Below are 17,639 nucleotides of genomic sequence, written 5' to 3'. Positions count from 1 at the left end.
ATGACCGACACGATCCGTGAACAGGCAGCGACGCCGCCGACGCTTGCCGAGATGCAGCACTGGACCTGGGTGCTCGGTCGCGCACAGCAGATGATGCTCGAATTCGGCATCGACATGGTGAAGCAGGCAGCGTCGCAGGCGCCCGCCGCGCCGATGCCCGGCTTTCCCGACATGGGTGGCTTCGCACGCACACAGGCCGATTTCTGGAGCGACAGCCTGAAGCTCTGGCAGCGGTTCATCGCGCCCGAAAGCGCTGAGCCCGTGATCGAAGACCCCCGCCATGCAAAGGACCGACGCTTTTCCGCACCCCAATGGCGCGACAATCCGATGTTCGATCTGGTACGCCAGAGCTATCTGCTGATTTCGGATCATCTGCTGAAGAGCGTCGATGCGATCGACGGAATCGACGCCAGGCAGAAGGAGCGTGTCCGCTTTGCGACGCGCGGTCTGCTCGATGCGATGAGCCCGAGCAACTTCGCGCTGACCAATCCGCTGGTGCTCGAAAAGACGATCGAGACGCAGGGGCAGAACCTGCTCAAGGGGCTCGAGCACATGCTGCGCGACATCGGCAAGGGGCAGGTTACGCATACCGACCCGCAAGCCTATGAACTGGGGCGCAATATCGCGACCACGCCGGGCAAGGTGGTCAAGGAAACCCCGCTTTATCAGCTCATCCAGTACGAGCCGACGACGAAGCATGTCCTCGCCGCCCCGCTCGTCATCTTTCCGCCCTGGATCAACCGCTTCTACATTCTCGATCTGAACCCCGAGAAAAGCTTCATTCGCTGGGCGGTGGAACAGGGCATCAGCGTGTTCGTCGTCTCTTGGAAATCCGCCGATGCGAGCATGAAGGACGTCGTCTGGGACGATTATGTCGTGCGCGGCCAGATCGATGCGATCGACACAGTGCGCGACCTGCTGGACGTCAAATCGGTCCATACCATCGGCTATTGCGTGGCGGGAACGACGCTTGCCGCAACGCTCGCCTATCTTTCGGCGCGCGGTGAGGCCGACAAGGTCAAGAGCGCGACCTTCTTCACCGCGCAGGTCGATTTTTCGCGTTCCGGCGAACTCAACCTGTTCGTGGACGATGAACAGCTTGCGCTGATCGAGAGCCTTTCGAGCGAGGGATTTCTCGACGGACGCTACATGGCCGCGACCTTCAACCTGCTGCGCGGCCGCGACCTGATCTGGAACTATGTCCAGAACAACTATCTGCTCGGGCAGGACTATGCGCCCTTCGATCTGCTCCACTGGAATGGCGACACCACCAACCTTCCCGCCAAGTGGCACAAAGCCTATCTGACCGAGCTCTACCGCGACAACAAGCTGGTCCAGCCCGGCGCAATCAGCATCGCGGGCACGCCGATCGAGCTGAAACGCATCGCGACGCCCGCCTATGTCCAGGCGGGGCGCGAGGATCACATCGCGCCGATGGAGAGCGTCTGGAAGATCACCGAGCATCTGACCGGACCAGTCCGCTTCGTGCTCGCAGGATCGGGGCATATTGCGGGCGTGGTGAACCCGCCGAGCGCGGGCAAATATCAGTATTGGACCAACGAATCGGCGGTCGAATCGCTCGCCGCCTTCGTGGACGGTGCAGCGGAGACCGCGGGAAGCTGGTGGCCCGACTGGCTCGGCTGGCTGACGGCCCAGAGCGCCGACACCGTGCCCGCCAAGGGTGGCCGGATGCCCGGCAAGGGCAAGCTTCCAGCCATCGAGGATGCGCCTGGAAGCTATGTGAAACGCCGCTAAACCGCGAATTTGCTCGGCTCGTCGCACAAGCATGGCACTTTTGTTGCACTGCACAAAAAGCGCTTGCAATTGATCGCTGGCGTCTGTATTTGTGCAGTGCAACATAGATGCATCGGATCTCTTGAGGGACGCCGCCAATGAGCGACACCAGGAAGAAGACTCCGCCGACAAAGGCGACGAAGCTTGTGCCGGCCAAAGACATAGCGCCGAGCATCAGCGCATCGCCGAGCGCGGCCCCGAAGTCCGCCCCGGTCGAGCGTGTGGAGACGAAAATCAGCGAACTGCCGGCCGAGCTTCCAAAGCCCGCCCCGGCCGAGAGCGTGGGGCCGAGTAGCAGCGTATCGCAGGCCGAGCTTCCGAAGCCGATCCCGGCGGAGGACATAGAGCCCAGCATAACCGTAATACAGGCGGAACCGGAATCGGCACCCGCCCCCGAGAAAGGAACGACCGAGACCATGACCGACACCGCGAAAGTCACCGAGAGCGTCAAGAAGGCCGCGACCGAAGCCACCAACCAGGCGCAGGCCGTGTTCGCCGACATCAACGAGCGCACCAAGGCCGCCGTCGAAAAGAGCCAGAAGCTCGCCGAGGAATTCGCCGACTTCCAGAAGGGCAATGTCGAGGCGCTCGTCGCTTCGGCCAAGGTTGCCGCCAAGGGCATCGAGACGCTGGGTCAGGACGCGGCCGAGCTCAGCCGCAAGAATTTCGAGGGTGCGCAGGCCGCGCTCAAGAACTTTGCCGCGGTGAAGTCGCCGACCGAGCTGTTCAAGCTCCAGAGCGATTATGCCAAGTCTTCGTTCGACACCTTTGTCGCCGAAGCCTCGAAGAATACCGAAGCCGCGCTCAAGCTCGCGGGCGATATCTTCCAGCCTTTGTCGAACCGCCTCGCCGTCGCCGCGGAGAAGTTCAAGACCGCAGCGTAGACCTTGATCGTTTCAGGCTGAATCAGCCTGAAACGTGAATCTAGGTCTCAGCCATTTGAATAGAGCCTGATTCACGCTTTCGGCGGAAGCGCACAGCGCTTCCTCCTCAAACGATCAGGCTCCAGGCCCGCCGATTTCAGTAAAGCGTACCGACGGCCGTCCCGCACAGGGGCGGCCGTCTTGCATTGGCCGCACCGAAATTCGTGGATAACGGCGTACCGTCTTCCGATTCACCCCTTGCCCTGCGCCAAGCGCTTGCCATATTCTCGGAACTGCAATGCGACATGATGACCTCCCTTTTCGCCGATTGACGGCTGCCCCCTTCGCAATGGCCGAGCGCAAGGACGGCGGGGACGAAGGCACCGGACTCGGCGTCGCGACGCGCACACGCGCCAAGACCAAGAAGCCCGCACTCTACAAGGTGCTGATGCTGAATGACGACTACACGCCGATGGAGTTCGTTGTGCTCTGCCTGCAGCGATTCTTCCGCATGGACGTCGAAGACGCGACGCGCGTGATGCTCCATGTGCACCAGAAGGGCGTCGGGGTCTGCGGCATCTTCACCTATGAGGTCGCAGAGACAAAAGTATCACAAGTCATTGATTTTGCACGGCAGAATCAGCACCCGCTCCAGTGCACGCTGGAAAAGGCCTGACCCCCTCTCACGCGCTCCAGTCGACGATCAGCCAGCCATGGCCCTTGGCGAGGCTGCGCAGCCTGGGACTTGGATTGACCGCAATCGGGACGTCGGCCCAGTCGAGCACGGGCGCGTCGGAGACATGGTCCGAATAGAAGCGCACGGTGCAATCGGGGCGGTGGAGCCCGCTGGTTTCCATCCACGCCTCGATCTTTCGCAATTTCGCGGGACCGTAGCAATTTTCGCCGTCGATGCGCGCATGGACGCGGCCATCGGGCAGGCAAAAGCTGTCGGTCGCGATCACGTCGTCTAAACCGAGCCTTTCGGCGATCGCGCTCACATAGATGCGGTTGGACGCCGTCGCCATGATCAGCTTGTGACCATTGGCCCGGTCCGCCTCCATCTGGCGGAGCGCGCCGGGATAGATATTGCCCGCGATCATGCGGTCGGCAAAGGAACGCGCCAGCGGCTCGATTTCCGATGACGGAATATGGCCCCCGATCATCAGCGTCTGGACCCATTGCTTCAACTGCGCGCGGCTGATGAGCCTGAGCGCATAGGCCAGCATGATGAGCGGCACGAGCGGCGCGAGAAGCAGCCGCCAGGGCGAGCGCGCCAGCGCGACGTGCAGCAGAAAGGGCGTGAAGGTGCCGGTCCGCGTGATCGTGCGGTCCATGTCGTAGATCGCGAGCATCGTCATTGTGCTCCACGCTTGCCGCGCACGCGATTATGCCGCAAGGAATAAGTGCATGGAGGCACAGGCGGATTTCATCGAGGAGCAGACGGGCTCCGGGCGTGCGCTTCGCTTCACGGGCAATCTCGCGATTGCGCGGCTGGGCGATCTTCCCAAGCGGCTCGAACAACTTAGCGGCCCGATCGAGGAAGTCCGCCTCGACGAGATCGAGCATATCGATACGATCGGCGCATGGATCGTCCATGACTTCGCGCACACGCATTCGGCGCGCATCACGGGCGCGGGCCCCGACGCCACGAAACTGCTCGACCAGTTGGCGCAGGCGGACGACACGATCCGCAGCCGGGTGCACGTCCCCTACACGCCCGCCTTTTTGCGCGTAATGGGCGAAGTCGGCGACGCCACGATGGTTGCGATGCGGACGCTGCTCGGGTTGCTTGGCTTTTTTGGCGCGACCTGCATCGCGATCTGGAGCGTGATACGCCAGCCCTCGCGATTTCGCGCCAACGCGGTGATCCAGCGCTTCGAAGTCGTCGGCGTTTCGGCGCTCGGTATCGTCGGACTGATGAGCTTCCTGATTGGAATCGTCATAGCGCAACAGGGCGCGGTCCAGCTTCGCCAGTTCGGCGCGGAGGTGTTCACGATCAACCTGATCGGGCGGATCACGCTGCGCGAATTGGGCGTGTTGATGACCGCGATCATGGTCGCGGGTCGTTCGGGCAGCGCCTTTGCCGCGCAACTGGGCACGATGAAGCTGACCGAGGAGATCGACGCGATGCGCATCATCGGCGTCTCGCCGATGGAGGCGCTTGTGCTGCCGCGGCTGCTCGCATCGGTGGTGATGATGCCGCTGCTGGGCTTTTATTCCTCGGTCGTCGCAATCATCGGCGGCGGGATCTGGTGCTGGATCGACCTCGGCATCCCTCCGATCACTTTCGTCCAGCGGCTGCGCGAGGTGGTGCCGATGACCGACCTGTGGGTCGGGATCGTCAAGGCGCCTGTCTTTGGTGCGATCATCGCGATGGCGGGCTGCTTTCAAGGTATGCAGGTCAAGGGCGATGCCGAGGAAGTCGGCATGCGCACAACCTCGGCGGTCGTGCAGGCGATCTTCCTCGTGATCGTGCTCGACGCCTTTTTCGCGGTCTTCTTCACGCAGGTCGGCTGGATATGAGCGAGGCGATCGAGGTCGAGCAAGAACTGCCCGAGATCGCAGTGGGCGAAACGCTCATCAGCGTGCGCGGCCTGAAGAACGCCTTTGGCGAGCAGGTAGTGCATGAAGGGCTCGACCTCGACCTTAAGAAGGGCGAAATTCTCGGCGTCGTCGGGGGATCGGGCACGGGCAAATCGGTGCTGATGCGCTCGATCATCGGGCTGCAGACCCCGGTCGAAGGCGAGATCACCGTGTTCGGCGAATCCATGATCGACCGCGACGAGGCTGATGCGGTGGCAGTCCGCAAGCGCTGGGGCGTGCTGTTCCAGGGCGGTGCGCTGTTTTCGACGCTGAGCGTCGCGGAGAACATCCAGGTCCCGCTTCGCGAATTCTACGGCGACACGCTCAATCAGGAGCTTCTGGACGATATCGCGGCGTTCAAGGTGCTGATCAGCGGCCTGTCGGTCGACGCCGGACCCAAATTTCCAGCCGAGCTTTCTGGCGGCATGAAGAAGCGCGCGGGGCTCGCACGCGCGCTCGCGCTCGATCCCGAGCTGCTGTTTCTCGATGAACCGACCGCAGGGCTGGATCCGATCGGTGCGGCCGCTTTCGATGAGCTTATCCATCAGCTTCGGTCGATCCTGGGGCTGACGGTTTTTCTGATAACGCACGATCTGGACACGCTTTATGCTATTTGCGACCGCGTGGCGGTGCTGGCGGACAAGAGGGTGATTGCGGTGGGTACGATCGACGAGTTGCTGGCGACCGACCATCCGTGGATCCAGGAATATTTCAACGGCCCGCGCGGCCGCGCTGCAGTGGCTTCGGCCAAGGCGAACGGCAAGAAGGTCTGATCGTCGATGGAAACGCGTTCCAATCATATTCTTGTCGGCGGTGTCGTGGTGGCACTACTCGCCGCGCTCGCCTTGTTCACCATCTGGCTCGCGCAATTGGGCGCGGGGGGCGAGAAACATTACGATATCTTCTTCAAGCAATCGGTCGAGGGCCTGTCCAAGGGATCCGCGGTCAGCTTTTCGGGCGTTCCCTCCGGGCAGGTAGACGAGATCGCGCTGTGGCCAAAAGATCCGGAGTTCGTCCGCGTGCGCATTCGCGTGAAGGATGAGACGCCGATTCTGCAGGGCACAACCGCGACGATTTCGGGCGTGGGCTTCACGGGCGTTTCGCAGATCAACCTCGATGGCGCGGTCAAGGGTGCACCGCCGATCACCGATATCGGCCCAGCGGGCAAACCGGTCATCCCGACCAAGCCCGGCGCGCTCGGCGAACTGCTTTCCAACGCGCCGCAACTGCTCGAGCGGCTGACGACGCTTTCGGAGCGGCTGACGGAGTTGCTGGGCGACAAGAACCAGGCGTCGATCGCCGGGATCCTCGACAATGTGAACCGGCTGTCGGACTCGCTTGCCGATCGCGGGCCGGAGATCGCGGCGACGCTCGCCGAAACGCGCGTGACGATCCAGAAGGCGGGCGTCGCGGTCGAGGAGATCGGCAAGCTCGCGGACACGACCAACCAGTTGCTTGACGGCGAGGGCCGACCGCTGATGGCCGATCTGCGCAAGACCGTGCAATCGGCCCAGAAGAGCATGGACGCGCTCGACGGCGCAATCACCGATGCGCGCCCCGGACTGCAGGCCTTTTCGAAGCAGACGATCCCCGAAGTCGGGCAGCTCGTCCGCGACCTGCGCGATATGTCCGAGGCGCTGACCGCGGTCGCGGGCCGGCTCGATCGCGGCGGCGCGGGCTCGCTCGTGGGGTCGCCCAAGCTTCCCGATTACGAACCGAAGGGCCGCCAATGAAGACCAGAACGCTCTCCGCGCTTGTCGCTGCCTTCGTGCTGGCCGGCTGCATCAGTTTCGGCGCTGAGCCGCCGCCTTCGTTGCTGAGCCTGACCCCCGAAGCGACCACCGCGGCGGGCACCAGTCGCACGATCGCGCCGGGTGAAGCCATTACCGTGCTGCCGCCGCGCGTGCCTGCCGCGCTCGCCACCAACCGCGTTCCCGTCCAGGCCGACGCCACCAACATCGCCTATGTCAAGGACGCGCAATGGGTGGACAATCCCAATCGACTGTTCCGCGCGCTCCTGTCCGAGACGATTGCTGCCAAGACCGGCCGCGTCGTGATGGACTTCCGGCAGTTCTCTTTCGATCCGGGTGTGCGGATCGGAGGCGAACTCCGGAATTTCGGCGTCGATGCCCAGGCGATGGAAGCAGTCGTGACCTATGACGCGACGCGCACCTTGCCCGGCAGCGACCGGATCGAGGAGCGCCGCTTCGAGGCGCGCGTGCCCGTGACCGAGGTCAGGGCCGGCCCTGTCGGCGTGGCGCTCAATAGCGCTGCGAACAAGGTCGCCGCCGACGTCGCCGCATGGATCGGGGGCTAGGCCCCGCCAATCGATGCGCTATTTCCTCGATACCGAGTTCAACGGTTTTGGCGGCGAGCTGATGAGCATCGCGCTGGTTCCGGAGTTCGGCGACAATGAATTCTACGCGGTGCTGCCGCTGCCCGACACGATCGAACCGTGGGTGGAGCGGCACGTCGTGCCCTATCTCCACATGGTGCCTCAGGGGCTCGACCTGCGGCTCGACGCGGTAAGCGCGGCGCACGAGATTGCCGCCTATCTTGGCACCGACCCCGATCCCGAGATCGTCGCCGACTGGCCCGACGACATTGCGCTGTTCTGCAAGCTGCTGATGGTGGGGCCGGGGGAGATCCCCGATGTTGGCAGCCTGCGCTTCGAGTTTCTGCGCAACCCGGGTTTCAGCACCGCGCGCAACAGTAAGGTGCCGCACAACGCGCTTCACGACGCACGCGCCTTTCGCGACTTCGTGATCGACGGCGAACGTCCCTAGACTCTGAACTTTCAGGCTGATTTGGCCGCCCGGCGGATCAAGAACTCGTCTGGGCGTGCTACCGGCTTGCGGGGCGGTGCGCCTCTGGGGCACAATGCGCATCATGTCTTTTCTACGAAACCGGAACTGTCACGCATGAGCGTCGCCTTTCGCCGCGATGTCGACGAGGAGCACCTCGAGCCGCGTCCCGAGCTGCCGGTGCCGCCCGGGCCCAATCTCGTCACGCCGCGCGGCATGACCTTGATCGAGGCACGCGTCGCCGAGTTCGAAACCGCGCTCACCGCCGCGGCGACCGAGGAAGAAACCAAGGCGATCGAGCGTGATCTTCGTTATTGGCGCGCGCGACGGGCAACCGCGCAGGTGATGCCGGCCTTTGTTGGCGACACGATCCGTTTCGGCGCGCGCGTTACCTATCAGGACGCCGCGGGCAAGACGCACCGCGTCGACCTTGTCGGCGCTGATGAAGCCGGTCCGGCGGAAGGGCGCATCGCCTTCACATCGCCGCTCGCACGCGCACTGATTGGCGCGGCTGAGGGTGATCTGATCGATTTTGGCGGCAAGACCGAAGCACTCGAAGTCGTCTCGATCGGCGCGATCAGCGACTGATCTACAGATCTCGGACGGAGCCTGTTTTCAGGCTCTAAACCTTGATCGTTTGAATAGAGCCTGATTCACGGCATCGGCGGAAGCGCGTAGCGTTTCCACCTCAACCGATCAGGCTCTAGGCGAGGCTCTTCGATGCCTGCTCGAACACGTCCCTGGAAAGCCCCGGCGTGTCGACGATCCGCTGGAGTTGTGCGCGCATCCTGGCAGCGCGGTCCTCGCCGAAGCGACGCCAGCGTCCGAGAGGCGGCACGAGCTTGGCGGCGGTCTGCGGATTGAGCTTGTCGAGCGCAATGATCGTGTCCGCCAGATAGGCGTAGCCGCGACCGTCGGCAGCATGGAAGGCCCGCTGATTGACGGTGAAAGCGCCCGCGAGCGCGCGAACGCGGTTGGGATTGGCCAGCGTGAAGTCGGCGTGCTTCGACAGCGCGATCACCTGATCCACGGTATCATCGCGCGTCGAGATCGCTTGTGTCGTGAACCACTTGTCGAGCACCAGCGCATTGTCGCGATAGCGTTCGTAAAAGGCTTCAAGCGCCTTGGCGCGGAGCGTCGATTCGCCGTTCGCCAGCGTGGTGAGTGCGCCCTGACGGTCGGTCATGTTGTCGGCGCCCTCGAACTGGGTGAAGGCGAGTTCAGAGGCATCGTCGGCGCCGCTGGCGGCGATATAGCCAAGCGCAACCGTGCGGAGGCGACGTGCGCCCTTGGCCTCGGGCGAATATTCGAATCGATTGGCCTGCGTCGCCGCATAGGCGGCGCGCCATTCGCGTTCGAGCATGAGGCCGAGATCATGGCGTAGCGCCTCGCGGGCGCGGTGGATCGCGTCGGGGTCGACCACGAGCATGTGATCGCCGACGAAGCTTTCGGACGGCAGCAGCACCGCCTCGGCGACGAACGCCTTGTCGAGCGCCGGGTCGGTCAGCGTGTTGCGCACCGCCTCGATCACCGGCCCATGATCTAGCTTGCCGCCCGCAACCGATGCGACGAGCGTGTCGACCATGAGCTGTTGCATCGCTTCGTATCGCGCGAAAGGATCGTCGTCATGCGCCGACAGGAAGGCGAGATCGGCGGCCGAGCGATCGGTCTCCACCACGACGGGTGTCGAGAAGCCGCGATTGATCGAGAGCACGGGGCGTTCGACGACATTCTCGAACGTGACCACCTGCTCGGCGGCGTCGAGCAGCACAAGGCGCTCGTCGCCCAGCGGTGCGGCGCTGTTTTCACCGAATAGCCGGACGCGCAGCGGCAGCACCATCGGCAGTTTGTCGGGCTGGCCGGGTGTGGGGGGCACGTTCTGCTCGAGATGGAGCTTCGCCGTCGTGCCGTTGTGGCTGAGTGTCGCCCGGACGCGCGGCGTGCCCGCCTGTTCGTACCAGCGGCGAAACTGCGCAAGATCGATTTCGCCGCCGTCCTCCATGGCCCTGACGAAATCCTCGCAGGTCGCGGCCTCGCCATCATGGCGCTCGAAATAGAGATCGCTGCCTTTGCGGAAACGCTCGCCGCCCAGCATGACCGCCATCATCCGGATGAGTTCGGCGCCCTTGTTGTAGACGGTGGCGGTATAGAAGTTGGATATCTCCATATAGGAATCGGGCCGCACGGGATGCGCGAGCGGACCCGCATCCTCGGGGAACTGCGCCGCGCGCAGCACACGAACATCCTCGATCCGCTTGACCGCGGCCGAGCCCTGATCGGCGGTGAAGCTCTGGTCGCGGAAGACGGTGAAGCCTTCCTTGAGGCTCAACTGGAACCAGTCGCGGCAGGTGACGCGGTTGCCCGACCAGTTGTGGAAATATTCGTGGGCGACGACCCCCGCGATCGCATCATAATCGGCATCGGTCGCGGTGTCTGGATCCGCGAGGATGTAGCGCGAATTGAAGATGTTGAGGCCCTTGTTCTCCATCGCGCCGAAATTGAAATCGGCGACCGCGACGATGTTGAACACGTCGAGATCGTATTCGCGGCCGTAGCTATTTTCGTCCCAGGCCATGGATAGCTTCAGCGCGGTCATGGCATGGTCGGTCTTGGGCAAATCCGCCTTGCGCACCCAGATGCCGAGATCGACCTTGCGCCCCGACATGGTGGTAAAGCTGTCGCGATTGGCGACCAGATCGCCCGCGACCAACGCGAACAGATAGCTCGGCTTGGGAAAGGGATCGTGCCATTCGGCCCACTGGCGGCCATCCGGAAGTTCACCCGCGCCGACCGGATCGCCATTGGCGAGCAACACCGGATAGCGCGTCTTGTCCGCTTCCATCCGCACCGAATAGCGGCTGAGCACATCGGGCCGATCGGGGAAGAAGGTGATGCGGCGGAAGCCTTCCGCCTCGCACTGGGTGCACAGCAGTCCACCCGACGCGTACAGCCCCATGAGCTGGGTGTTCATCTCCGGCGCGATGCGCACTTCGGTCTCGACGACATGCGATGCGCCGGGCAGTTCGATGATCAGATCGCCGTCTTCGAGCCGCCAGCCGCTGCTATCCAACAGCGTGCCGTCGACCATGACGGATTCGGGCGTCAGCCCGTCGCCATCGAGCCTGAGCGGACGATCATGATTGCCGTTGCGCCTGACCTCGAGCTTCGCCCTGACCGTCGTCTTGAGGCTGTCGAGCGAGAAATCGAGCGAAATCTCGGGGACGAACCAGTCGGGCGGACGATAGTCGAGGCGGCGGACAACCGTGGGTGCGGCGGGGGCGGTTTGAACATCGAGCATGGCCGGAAGCATTACGCGTCGCCGCTGGCGCGCGCAATGATCGCTGTTGCGCCGCGCCACGCCGAGCCTAGATAGGCCGATGGCATCGCTCTTCATCTTTGGCATGGGCTATTGCGCCACGCGCATCGCGCGGGCGCTTGTGGCGCAGGGCTGGACGGTCACGGGTACGCAACGCGACGCCGGGCCCGATACGGTCGCCTTTGGCGACGAGCCTCGCGTACTTGCCGCGCTGGGCCACGCCACGCACATCCTTTCGAGCGTACCGCCAGAAGGCGAATCGGATCCGGTGCTTGCACGCTATGGTGCCGCGATCGCGGCGAGCGGCGCTCGCTGGACCTGCTATCTGTCCTCGACCGGCGTCTATGGTGACAGCGGAGGTGCCTGGGTCGACGAAAGCGCGCCCGTTGGCGCCGGGCGACGTTCGGCCCGCGCTGCCGCCGATGCGGCATGGCTGGCGCTGCGGAGCGATGTCCGCGTCTTTCGCCTGCCGGGGATCTACGGCCCCGGACGCTCGGCGCTCGATCGTGTTGGCGCGGGCAAGGCGCACCGCATAGACCTGCCCTGTCAGGTGTTCAGTCGCATCCATGTCGACGACATCGTCGCCGGCGTCATCGCGGGTTTCGACGGCCCGGCGGGCGCCTACAACCTCGCGGACGATCTGCCCGCGCCGCAAAATGCGGTCATCGAGGAAGCCTGCGCGCTGCTCGGCCTGGCCTGCCCGCCGATGCTACCCCTCGAGAATGCCGGATTATCGGCAGCACAGCGCGCCTTTTATGGCGAGAACCGGCGTGTCGCCAATGGCAAGGCGAAGCGATTACTGGGCTGGAAGCCGCTCTATCCCGATTATCGCGCGGGCCTGCGCGCCCTGAGTGCGATCACCAGCCCGGCAAAGGCGAGCGCGCAACCGACAGCGGCGAGCAACGACCAGCGATAGCCCTCGAACAGCGTCGAGAGCAGCATAGCGATCACCGGGATAAGCACGCTCGAATAGGCGGCCTTCGCGGGGCCGATCACGCGGATGACGCCGAAATAGAGGGTGAACGCGACCGCCGATGCGAGCACGCCCAGATAGAGCAGCCCTGCGATATAGCCCCAGCGCAGGTCGATCACAGGCGGACCTGCCGTGCTCCACGCATAGATCGCATTGATCGCGCTACCCCCGAGCATCGCCCAGGCGAGCATCGATGCCATCGGATAGCGCCTCGAAACGTCGCTGGCCTGCATGACGTTGGCCGCCGAAGCGCACAGCACTGCGAGCAATGTCGTGCCGATGCCGATCAGCGTGCTTCCTGCCGCTGCGTCGTCGCGGCGCGCCTCGTGGATGAAGAGCAGCGCGAGGCCCGCAATCGCGATCGCCGATCCGAGCACGAACCGCGCCGACACCTTTTGGCCGAGGAAGATCCGCCCGAAGATCGCATTGGGCACGACGAGCAGCGCGAACACCACCGCGACAAGCCCCGAGGTAATGTAAAGCTCGGCGCGGTAGACGAAGTTGAAGTTGAGCACGAATTGCGACAGCGCCATCCCGAGCGCGAAGGCCACGCCGGCCCGATCAAGCTTCAGGCTGTCGCCGCGCACCACCGCGTAACAGAGCATTGTCAGCCCCGCGATCAGGAAGCGATAGCAGACCGACCAGCTTGGCGGGACGACGCCCAACTGGTCCCGGATCACCAGCCAGGTCGATCCCCAGATCAGCGTGACGATGGCGAAGGGGATGAGGACGCGCGCCTGCATCGCCTGGACGGGTGGCGCGTGGTTCACAGCGCGGCGATGGCGTCGGCGAGCGGGCGGATATGCTCGACATCCTGATTCCAGCTCGTGACCAGCCGGACTTCGCCGGGCGCCCAGTCGTAGAAATCGAAGCCGAGCGCGCGCAGCGACGTTGCCTCTTGGGGCGTGGCGCGCAGGAAGACCTCATTCGCCTGAACGGGATGGACCAACCTGTCCCCGGCTGCCCCAGCGAGCAACCGTGCCCCGGCATTGGCGGCGCGCGCATTGGCGAGCCAGACGTCGTCGTCGAGCATCGCCAGGATCTGCGCCGCGAGATAACGCCCCTTGGAGAGCAGATGGCCCGCCCGCTTGCGGCGATAGTGCGTGGCCTCGGCCAGTTCGGCCTTGAAGAAGACCAGCGCCTCCGCGCCCATGCCACCATTCTTGGTGAAGCCGAAACTCAGCGCATCGACGCCCGCGCGCCAGGTGAGGGCGGCGGGACTGCAGCCGAGATGCGCCACCGCATTGGCAAAACGCGCGCCGTCCATATGAAAGCCCAGGCTGCGCTCGCGGCAGATCGCGCCGAGCGCAGCGACCTGTTCGGGCGTATAGACCTCGCCATATTCGGTGGCATTGGTGATCGAGAGCGCGTGCGGCTGGACCCAGTGCACGCCCGGATTCACGGCATCAAGTGCCGCGGTCACTTGTGCCGGCGAGAGTTTCGCCCCCGCACCTTCGACCAGCATCAGCTTTGCGCCATGCGTGTAGAATTCGGGTGCGCCGCATTCGTCATTCTGGATGTGCGCCTGGGCGTGACAGACCACGCCACCATGTGGCGGGCAGAGCGCGGCAAGCGCAAGCGAATTGGCGGCCGTCCCGGTTGCGACCCACAACACGCGCACCTCGGTCTCGAACAGCGCCGCAAAGCGTGCGTCGAGCGACTGGCTCCAGGCGTCGCCGTCATAGGCGGTGTCGAGCTGGTTCGCGGCGACCAGCGCATCGAGCACGCTTTGGCAGGCGGGTGCGGCATTGTCTGAAAAGAAGCGCATTTCAAAGCAATGCGCATGACGTCCGGTATCCGTCAACGGTCAAGCGGCCGGCAACCGCAGTCGCTTTGACAGGCCGGATCGTCAGATGTGCATGGAACTTGATCGAGGTTATCGCGTCCGGGAAACTTCGGTCATAGCAACCATTGTTAAGCGGCGTCCGGTGGCGTCGTTAAGGTGAATAAAGTGGAAATTCTGAATCTTGCTGCTTGAATACCCTGTATGGGGTAGTATTTCGACGGGACACAGATTGTGAAATGGAGGTCGCCCATGGATCAGTCGCCCGGCCAGGATCACGAAGATCCGGAGGCCATCGGGGGACAAGTCCGCGAACCGCGTACGAGCCGCCTTTTCGTCGGCCAGCTCGCGCTGGAAGACGGCAGCGTCGTCAAGGTTCGCATCCGCAACCTTTCCGAAGGCGGCTTCGGAGGGCGGAGCGACACGTTGCTGCGCGCGGGGCAGCGTGGCCATATCCTGCTCGCGGGCGTCGGCCTCGTGACGGGCTGCGTCGCGTGGACCAACGAAAATCTGTTCGGGCTGCAGTTCGATACAAAGATCGATCCGGCTCTGGCCCGGCTTGCGCCGCCCGCGACCTCTTCCCAGAGTGAATTTGTCGTGCCGCCGCAATTCCGCCCGACCACCGACCATAAGCGGCCGGGCTTTCGCGTGCGTTAAACCTTGCGCTCGAGCATCCTGATGATGCCCGAGAAATCCAGCCCGCCCTGCCCCGCATCGGCGAATTGCTGATAGAGTTCGGCCGCCTTCGCGCCCATCGGCACGTCGGCCGAAACGCCACTCGCCGCCTCCATCGCGAGACGCAGATCCTTGAGCATCAGCGCGGTCGCGAAGCCACCCTGATAGTCCCGGTCCGCGGGCGTGACGGGCCCCACGCCGGGCACGGGACAGTAGCTCGTCATCGACCAGCATTGGCCCGATGCCTTGGAGGCAATATCGAAAAAGGTCTGCGCGTCTAACCCGAGCTTCTGTGCAAGCAGGAAGGTCTCGCAGGTTGCGACCATCGAGGCGCCGAGGAGCATGTTGTTGCAGATCTTGGCCGCCTGCCCCGCGCCATTGGCGCCGGCATGGATCACGGCCTTGCCCATCGCCGCAAGGATCGGCTCGGCACGCGAATAGGCTTCGTTGCTGCCGCCGACCATGAAGGTAAGCGTACCCTCATTCGCCGCCGCAATCCCGCCCGAAACGGGCGCATCAACCGCGACGAGTCCCTTGGCGGCGGCGGCTTCGGCGACGCGCTTTGCAGTCGCGACGTCGATCGTCGAGCAGTCGAGCAGCAACGCGCTCCCCGGCGCGTTGCCGAAGAGCGATTCGGCATAGACCTGTTCGACATGCTTGCCCGCGGGAAGCATCGTCACGATCGCCTCGGCGCCATCAGCCGCCGCCGCCGCGCTGTCGACGGGCAGGCAGCCCGCCTGCTTCGCGCGCGCCAGCGCCTCCCCCGACAGATCGAACGCATGGACGTCATGGCCTGCCTTCGCGAGATTGGCGGCCATCCCGCCGCCCATATTGCCGAGCCCGATGAATCCGATGCGTGCCATGTTCTACTTCCCCGTCCACTTGCCCGGGCGCTTCTCCACGAAGGCCGCCATGCCTTCCTTCTGGTCCTCGGTGCCGAACAGGCCATGGAACAGCCGGCGCTCGAACTGGATGCCCATCTGGAGGTTGGTCTCGTACGCGGCGTTGACCATTTCCTTGTTCGCCTTGACCGCGAGCGGCGCCATCCCGGCGATCGTCGAGGCGGTCCTGACCGCATCCTCGACCAGTTCCGCCGCCGGCACGACCCGCGCGACGAGGCCCGAACGCTCGGCCTCCTCCGCGTCCATCAATCGACCGGTCAGGCACATCTCCATCGCCTTGGCCTTGCCCACCGCGCGCGGCAGGCGCTGCGAGCCGCCCATGCCGGGCGTCACCGCAAGCTTGATCTCGGGTTGGCCGAATTTCGCATTGTCGCCGGCGAGAATGAAGTCGCACATCATCGCAAGCTCGCAGCCGCCGCCCAGCGCATAGCCCGCGACCGCTGCGATGACGGGCTTGCGTGTCGCGGCGACGCGGTCATAGCCCGCGAAGAAGTTGCTGCCATACATGTCGGCGAAGCCCTGTCCCGACATTTCCTTGATGTCGGCGCCCGCGGCGAATGCCTTTTCACTGCCGGTGATCACGGCGCATCCCTGCGCGTCGTCCTTGTCGAAGGCTTCGAGCGCCGCGATCAGCTCGGCAAGCACCTGCGAGTTGAGCGCATTCAATGCCTGGGGGCGGTTGAGTGTGATCAGCGTGACGGGTCCGCGGTTTTCGACGAGCAGCGTTTCGTAGGCGGTCATTCAATATTCCTTCTTTTTCGTCATTCCAGCGAAAGCTGGAATCCATGAACACGACTCTTCCGGAAAATTCCGTGTTCATGGATCCCGGATCAAGTCCGGGATGACGGCTGTGTTCTCAAGCCGGCGTCCACGTCTCATCTTCGGGCAGCGGCGCGAAGATCGTGTCGAGCATATGATCGGTCACATCCTCGGGAGTTGCGGGATTCCACCGCGGCGCATTGTCCTTGTCGACGATCACCGCACGGACGCCCTCGAGGAAATCATGGCGCTGCACGACATGCGCGCCCACCGCATATTCCTGACGCATCTCGTCGGCGAAATTCTGCATCAGCGCGCCTTCGCGGAGCAGGCGGAGCGAGACCTTCATCGTCTGCGGCGATTTCGTCCTGAGCGTCGCGAGCTCCTTCAGCGCCCAGTCGCCGCCATCGGCTTCGAGCGCGGCATAGATGTTCTCGAGACGGTCCGCCGCGAACAGCCGGTCGATTACCGCGCGGTTCTCCTCGATCCTCGCAGCCGGCGGTGTTGCCGAAAGCTGACCCAATATGCCTTCGACGCGCGAGGGATCGGCGGCAATCCGTTCCTTGGCCTCATCGAGCGCCTCGGCGGGCAGATAGTGCGTGGCAAGTCCCAATGACAGGCATTCGGCGCCGTCGATGCGTGCGCCGGTCAGCGCGAGAAACTGCCCGACGCGTCCGGGCAGGCGCGACAGATGCCAGCCACCGCCGACATCGGGGAAGAGTCCGATCCCCGTTTCGGGCATGGCGAAGCGCGTATTCTCGGTCGCGACGCGGTATTTGCACGGCAGCGCGATGCCGACCCCGCCGCCCATGGTGATCCCGTCCATGAGCGCCAGCGTGGGCTTCACATAGCTGAAGAGCCGGTGGTTCATGCGATATTCGGCGTGGAAGAAGGCGCGCGCCTCGACGCCGTCCCTGGCGCCGCTCTCGGCGAGCATGCGGATATCGCCGCCCGCGCAGAAGCCACGTCCTTCGGCATGGTCGAACAGCACGATCTCGACCTCCTCGTCGTCCCGCCACAGTTCGAGCGCGTCGAGAATGCCATTGCACATCTCGGTGGTCAGCGCGTGGATTGCTTTGGGGCGGTTGAGGCTGATTCGGCCTGCCTTGCCCGTCGTACGGATGATGAGTTGGTCGGTCATGCTTCCCCGTTACCTAAAAACGCGCACCATGCCAGCAAGCGATGCG

18 protein-coding genes are annotated in these 17,639 nt (G+C 64.1%); 11 read left to right on the top strand and 7 right to left on the bottom strand.

From position 1 onward, the window contains the following. From D3876_RS07130 to clpS, 3 genes are all read left to right on the top strand, one after another. Nucleotides 1-1,755: a PHA/PHB synthase family protein gene (locus tag D3876_RS07130; RefSeq protein ID WP_119760664.1), complete on the top strand. Its 1,755-nt coding sequence runs from the start codon at nucleotides 1-3 to the stop codon at nucleotides 1,753-1,755. Nucleotides 1,756-1,892: 137 nt separating this feature from the next. Next, complete coding sequence (locus D3876_RS07125; protein ID WP_119760662.1) at nucleotides 1,893-2,678, top strand: phasin family protein; 786 nt, start codon at nucleotides 1,893-1,895, stop codon at nucleotides 2,676-2,678. Between the two features lie 328 nt (nucleotides 2,679-3,006). Continuing rightward, on the top strand, nucleotides 3,007-3,333 hold the full coding sequence (clpS, locus tag D3876_RS07120) for an ATP-dependent Clp protease adapter ClpS (RefSeq protein WP_119760660.1): 327 nt from the start codon (nucleotides 3,007-3,009) through the stop codon (nucleotides 3,331-3,333). Nucleotides 3,334-3,340: 7 nt separating this feature from the next. Here clpS and D3876_RS07115 read toward each other — a convergent pair whose 3' ends face one another. Next, entirely contained in the window at nucleotides 3,341-4,015 is a 675-nt protein-coding gene (locus D3876_RS07115) for an HAD family hydrolase (protein WP_119760658.1), read from the bottom strand. A gap of 49 nt (nucleotides 4,016-4,064) precedes the next feature. Here D3876_RS07115 and D3876_RS07110 point away from each other — a divergent pair, with 49 nt between their 5' ends. The 6 genes from D3876_RS07110 to D3876_RS07085 all read left to right on the top strand — a co-directional run bounded on the left by D3876_RS07110 (nucleotide 4,065) and on the right by D3876_RS07085 (nucleotide 8,632). After that, nucleotides 4,065-5,180, top strand: a complete 1,116-nt coding sequence (locus tag D3876_RS07110) for an MlaE family ABC transporter permease (protein WP_119760656.1) — start codon at nucleotides 4,065-4,067, stop codon at nucleotides 5,178-5,180. Further along, nucleotides 5,177-6,013 (top strand): ABC transporter ATP-binding protein, encoded by an 837-nt coding sequence (locus tag D3876_RS07105; protein ID WP_119760654.1) that lies wholly within the window; start codon nucleotides 5,177-5,179, stop codon nucleotides 6,011-6,013. The genes D3876_RS07110 and D3876_RS07105 overlap by 4 nt, the downstream gene beginning before the upstream one ends. A gap of 6 nt (nucleotides 6,014-6,019) precedes the next feature. Beyond that, on the top strand, nucleotides 6,020-6,973 hold the full coding sequence (locus D3876_RS07100; protein WP_119760652.1) for an MlaD family protein: 954 nt from the start codon (nucleotides 6,020-6,022) through the stop codon (nucleotides 6,971-6,973). Continuing rightward, nucleotides 6,970-7,557 carry an ABC-type transport auxiliary lipoprotein family protein gene (locus D3876_RS07095; RefSeq protein ID WP_119760650.1) on the top strand — a complete coding sequence of 196 codons (588 nt, stop codon included), beginning with the start codon at nucleotides 6,970-6,972 and terminating at the stop codon, nucleotides 7,555-7,557. Before D3876_RS07100 ends, D3876_RS07095 begins: the two co-directional genes overlap by 4 nt. A 13-nt stretch (nucleotides 7,558-7,570) precedes the next feature. Further along, the gene (locus D3876_RS07090; protein ID WP_119760648.1) at nucleotides 7,571-8,026 is read left to right on the top strand and encodes a 3'-5' exonuclease family protein; all 456 of its coding nucleotides are present in this window, start codon (nucleotides 7,571-7,573) and stop codon (nucleotides 8,024-8,026) included. 135 nt (nucleotides 8,027-8,161) lie between these two features. Next, nucleotides 8,162-8,632 (top strand): GreA/GreB family elongation factor, encoded by a 471-nt coding sequence (locus D3876_RS07085; protein ID WP_119760647.1) that lies wholly within the window; start codon nucleotides 8,162-8,164, stop codon nucleotides 8,630-8,632. 115 nt (nucleotides 8,633-8,747) lie between these two features. Here D3876_RS07085 and pepN read toward each other — a convergent pair whose 3' ends face one another. Then, entirely contained in the window at nucleotides 8,748-11,342 is a 2,595-nt protein-coding gene (pepN, locus tag D3876_RS07080; protein ID WP_119761145.1) for an aminopeptidase N, read from the bottom strand. A gap of 79 nt (nucleotides 11,343-11,421) precedes the next feature. On the opposite strand from pepN, the gene D3876_RS07075 reads away from it, so the two are divergent. Beyond that, entirely contained in the window at nucleotides 11,422-12,276 is an 855-nt protein-coding gene (locus tag D3876_RS07075) for a Rossmann-fold NAD(P)-binding domain-containing protein (protein WP_119760646.1), read from the top strand. On the opposite strand, the gene D3876_RS07070 is transcribed toward D3876_RS07075, so the two are convergent. Beyond that, entirely contained in the window at nucleotides 12,186-13,103 is a 918-nt protein-coding gene (locus D3876_RS07070; protein ID WP_420801941.1) for a DMT family transporter, read from the bottom strand. The two genes, D3876_RS07075 and D3876_RS07070, sit on opposite strands and share 91 nt — an antisense overlap. Further along, on the bottom strand, nucleotides 13,100-14,101 hold the full coding sequence (locus tag D3876_RS07065; RefSeq protein WP_119760644.1) for a threonine aldolase family protein: 1,002 nt from the start codon (nucleotides 14,099-14,101) through the stop codon (nucleotides 13,100-13,102). The genes D3876_RS07070 and D3876_RS07065 overlap by 4 nt, the downstream gene beginning before the upstream one ends. Before the next feature lie 267 nt (nucleotides 14,102-14,368). Here D3876_RS07065 and D3876_RS07060 point away from each other — a divergent pair, with 267 nt between their 5' ends. Next, the gene (locus D3876_RS07060) at nucleotides 14,369-14,773 is read left to right on the top strand and encodes a PilZ domain-containing protein (protein ID WP_119760642.1); all 405 of its coding nucleotides are present in this window, start codon (nucleotides 14,369-14,371) and stop codon (nucleotides 14,771-14,773) included. Here the strand turns inward: D3876_RS07060 and mmsB are convergent. The 3 genes from mmsB to D3876_RS07045 all read right to left on the bottom strand — a co-directional run bounded on the left by mmsB (nucleotide 14,770) and on the right by D3876_RS07045 (nucleotide 17,593). Next, the gene (gene mmsB, locus D3876_RS07055; protein ID WP_119760640.1) at nucleotides 14,770-15,654 is read right to left on the bottom strand and encodes a 3-hydroxyisobutyrate dehydrogenase; all 885 of its coding nucleotides are present in this window, start codon (nucleotides 15,652-15,654) and stop codon (nucleotides 14,770-14,772) included. The two genes, D3876_RS07060 and mmsB, sit on opposite strands and share 4 nt — an antisense overlap. Before the next feature lie 3 nt (nucleotides 15,655-15,657). Further along, nucleotides 15,658-16,434 carry an enoyl-CoA hydratase gene (locus tag D3876_RS07050; RefSeq protein ID WP_119760639.1) on the bottom strand — a complete coding sequence of 259 codons (777 nt, stop codon included), beginning with the start codon at nucleotides 16,432-16,434 and terminating at the stop codon, nucleotides 15,658-15,660. Between the two features lie 115 nt (nucleotides 16,435-16,549). Then, complete coding sequence (locus D3876_RS07045; RefSeq protein ID WP_119760637.1) at nucleotides 16,550-17,593, bottom strand: enoyl-CoA hydratase/isomerase family protein; 1,044 nt, start codon at nucleotides 17,591-17,593, stop codon at nucleotides 16,550-16,552. Nucleotides 17,594-17,639: the final 46 nt, after the last annotated feature.

The sequence above is a fragment of the Sphingomonas cavernae genome (assembly GCF_003590775.1).
Taxonomy (GTDB): Bacteria; Pseudomonadota; Alphaproteobacteria; order Sphingomonadales; family Sphingomonadaceae; genus Sphingobium_A; species Sphingobium_A cavernae.
This window is presented reverse-complemented; position numbering and strand designations above follow the sequence as displayed.

What these genes read in the sequence shown, in the direction of transcription:
- D3876_RS07130 (WP_119760664.1), top strand. Translation starts at nt 1, where the DNA reads ATGACCGACACGATCCGTGAACAGGCAGCGACGCCGCCGACGCTTGCC.
- D3876_RS07125 (WP_119760662.1), top strand. Translation starts at nt 1,893, where the DNA reads ATGAGCGACACCAGGAAGAAGACTCCGCCGACAAAGGCGACGAAGCTT.
- clpS (WP_119760660.1), top strand. Translation starts at nt 3,007, where the DNA reads ATGGCCGAGCGCAAGGACGGCGGGGACGAAGGCACCGGACTCGGCGTC.
- D3876_RS07115 (WP_119760658.1), bottom strand. Translation starts at nt 4,015, where the DNA reads ATGACGATGCTCGCGATCTACGACATGGACCGCACGATCACGCGGACC.
- D3876_RS07110 (WP_119760656.1), top strand. Translation starts at nt 4,065, where the DNA reads ATGGAGGCACAGGCGGATTTCATCGAGGAGCAGACGGGCTCCGGGCGT.
- D3876_RS07105 (WP_119760654.1), top strand. Translation starts at nt 5,177, where the DNA reads ATGAGCGAGGCGATCGAGGTCGAGCAAGAACTGCCCGAGATCGCAGTG.
- D3876_RS07100 (WP_119760652.1), top strand. Translation starts at nt 6,020, where the DNA reads ATGGAAACGCGTTCCAATCATATTCTTGTCGGCGGTGTCGTGGTGGCA.
- D3876_RS07095 (WP_119760650.1), top strand. Translation starts at nt 6,970, where the DNA reads ATGAAGACCAGAACGCTCTCCGCGCTTGTCGCTGCCTTCGTGCTGGCC.
- D3876_RS07090 (WP_119760648.1), top strand. Translation starts at nt 7,571, where the DNA reads ATGCGCTATTTCCTCGATACCGAGTTCAACGGTTTTGGCGGCGAGCTG.
- D3876_RS07085 (WP_119760647.1), top strand. Translation starts at nt 8,162, where the DNA reads ATGAGCGTCGCCTTTCGCCGCGATGTCGACGAGGAGCACCTCGAGCCG.
- pepN (WP_119761145.1), bottom strand. Translation starts at nt 11,342, where the DNA reads ATGCTCGATGTTCAAACCGCCCCCGCCGCACCCACGGTTGTCCGCCGC.
- D3876_RS07075 (WP_119760646.1), top strand. Translation starts at nt 11,422, where the DNA reads ATGGCATCGCTCTTCATCTTTGGCATGGGCTATTGCGCCACGCGCATC.
- D3876_RS07065 (WP_119760644.1), bottom strand. Translation starts at nt 14,101, where the DNA reads ATGCGCTTCTTTTCAGACAATGCCGCACCCGCCTGCCAAAGCGTGCTC.
- D3876_RS07060 (WP_119760642.1), top strand. Translation starts at nt 14,369, where the DNA reads ATGGATCAGTCGCCCGGCCAGGATCACGAAGATCCGGAGGCCATCGGG.
- mmsB (WP_119760640.1), bottom strand. Translation starts at nt 15,654, where the DNA reads ATGGCACGCATCGGATTCATCGGGCTCGGCAATATGGGCGGCGGGATG.
- D3876_RS07050 (WP_119760639.1), bottom strand. Translation starts at nt 16,434, where the DNA reads ATGACCGCCTACGAAACGCTGCTCGTCGAAAACCGCGGACCCGTCACG.
- D3876_RS07045 (WP_119760637.1), bottom strand. Translation starts at nt 17,593, where the DNA reads ATGACCGACCAACTCATCATCCGTACGACGGGCAAGGCAGGCCGAATC.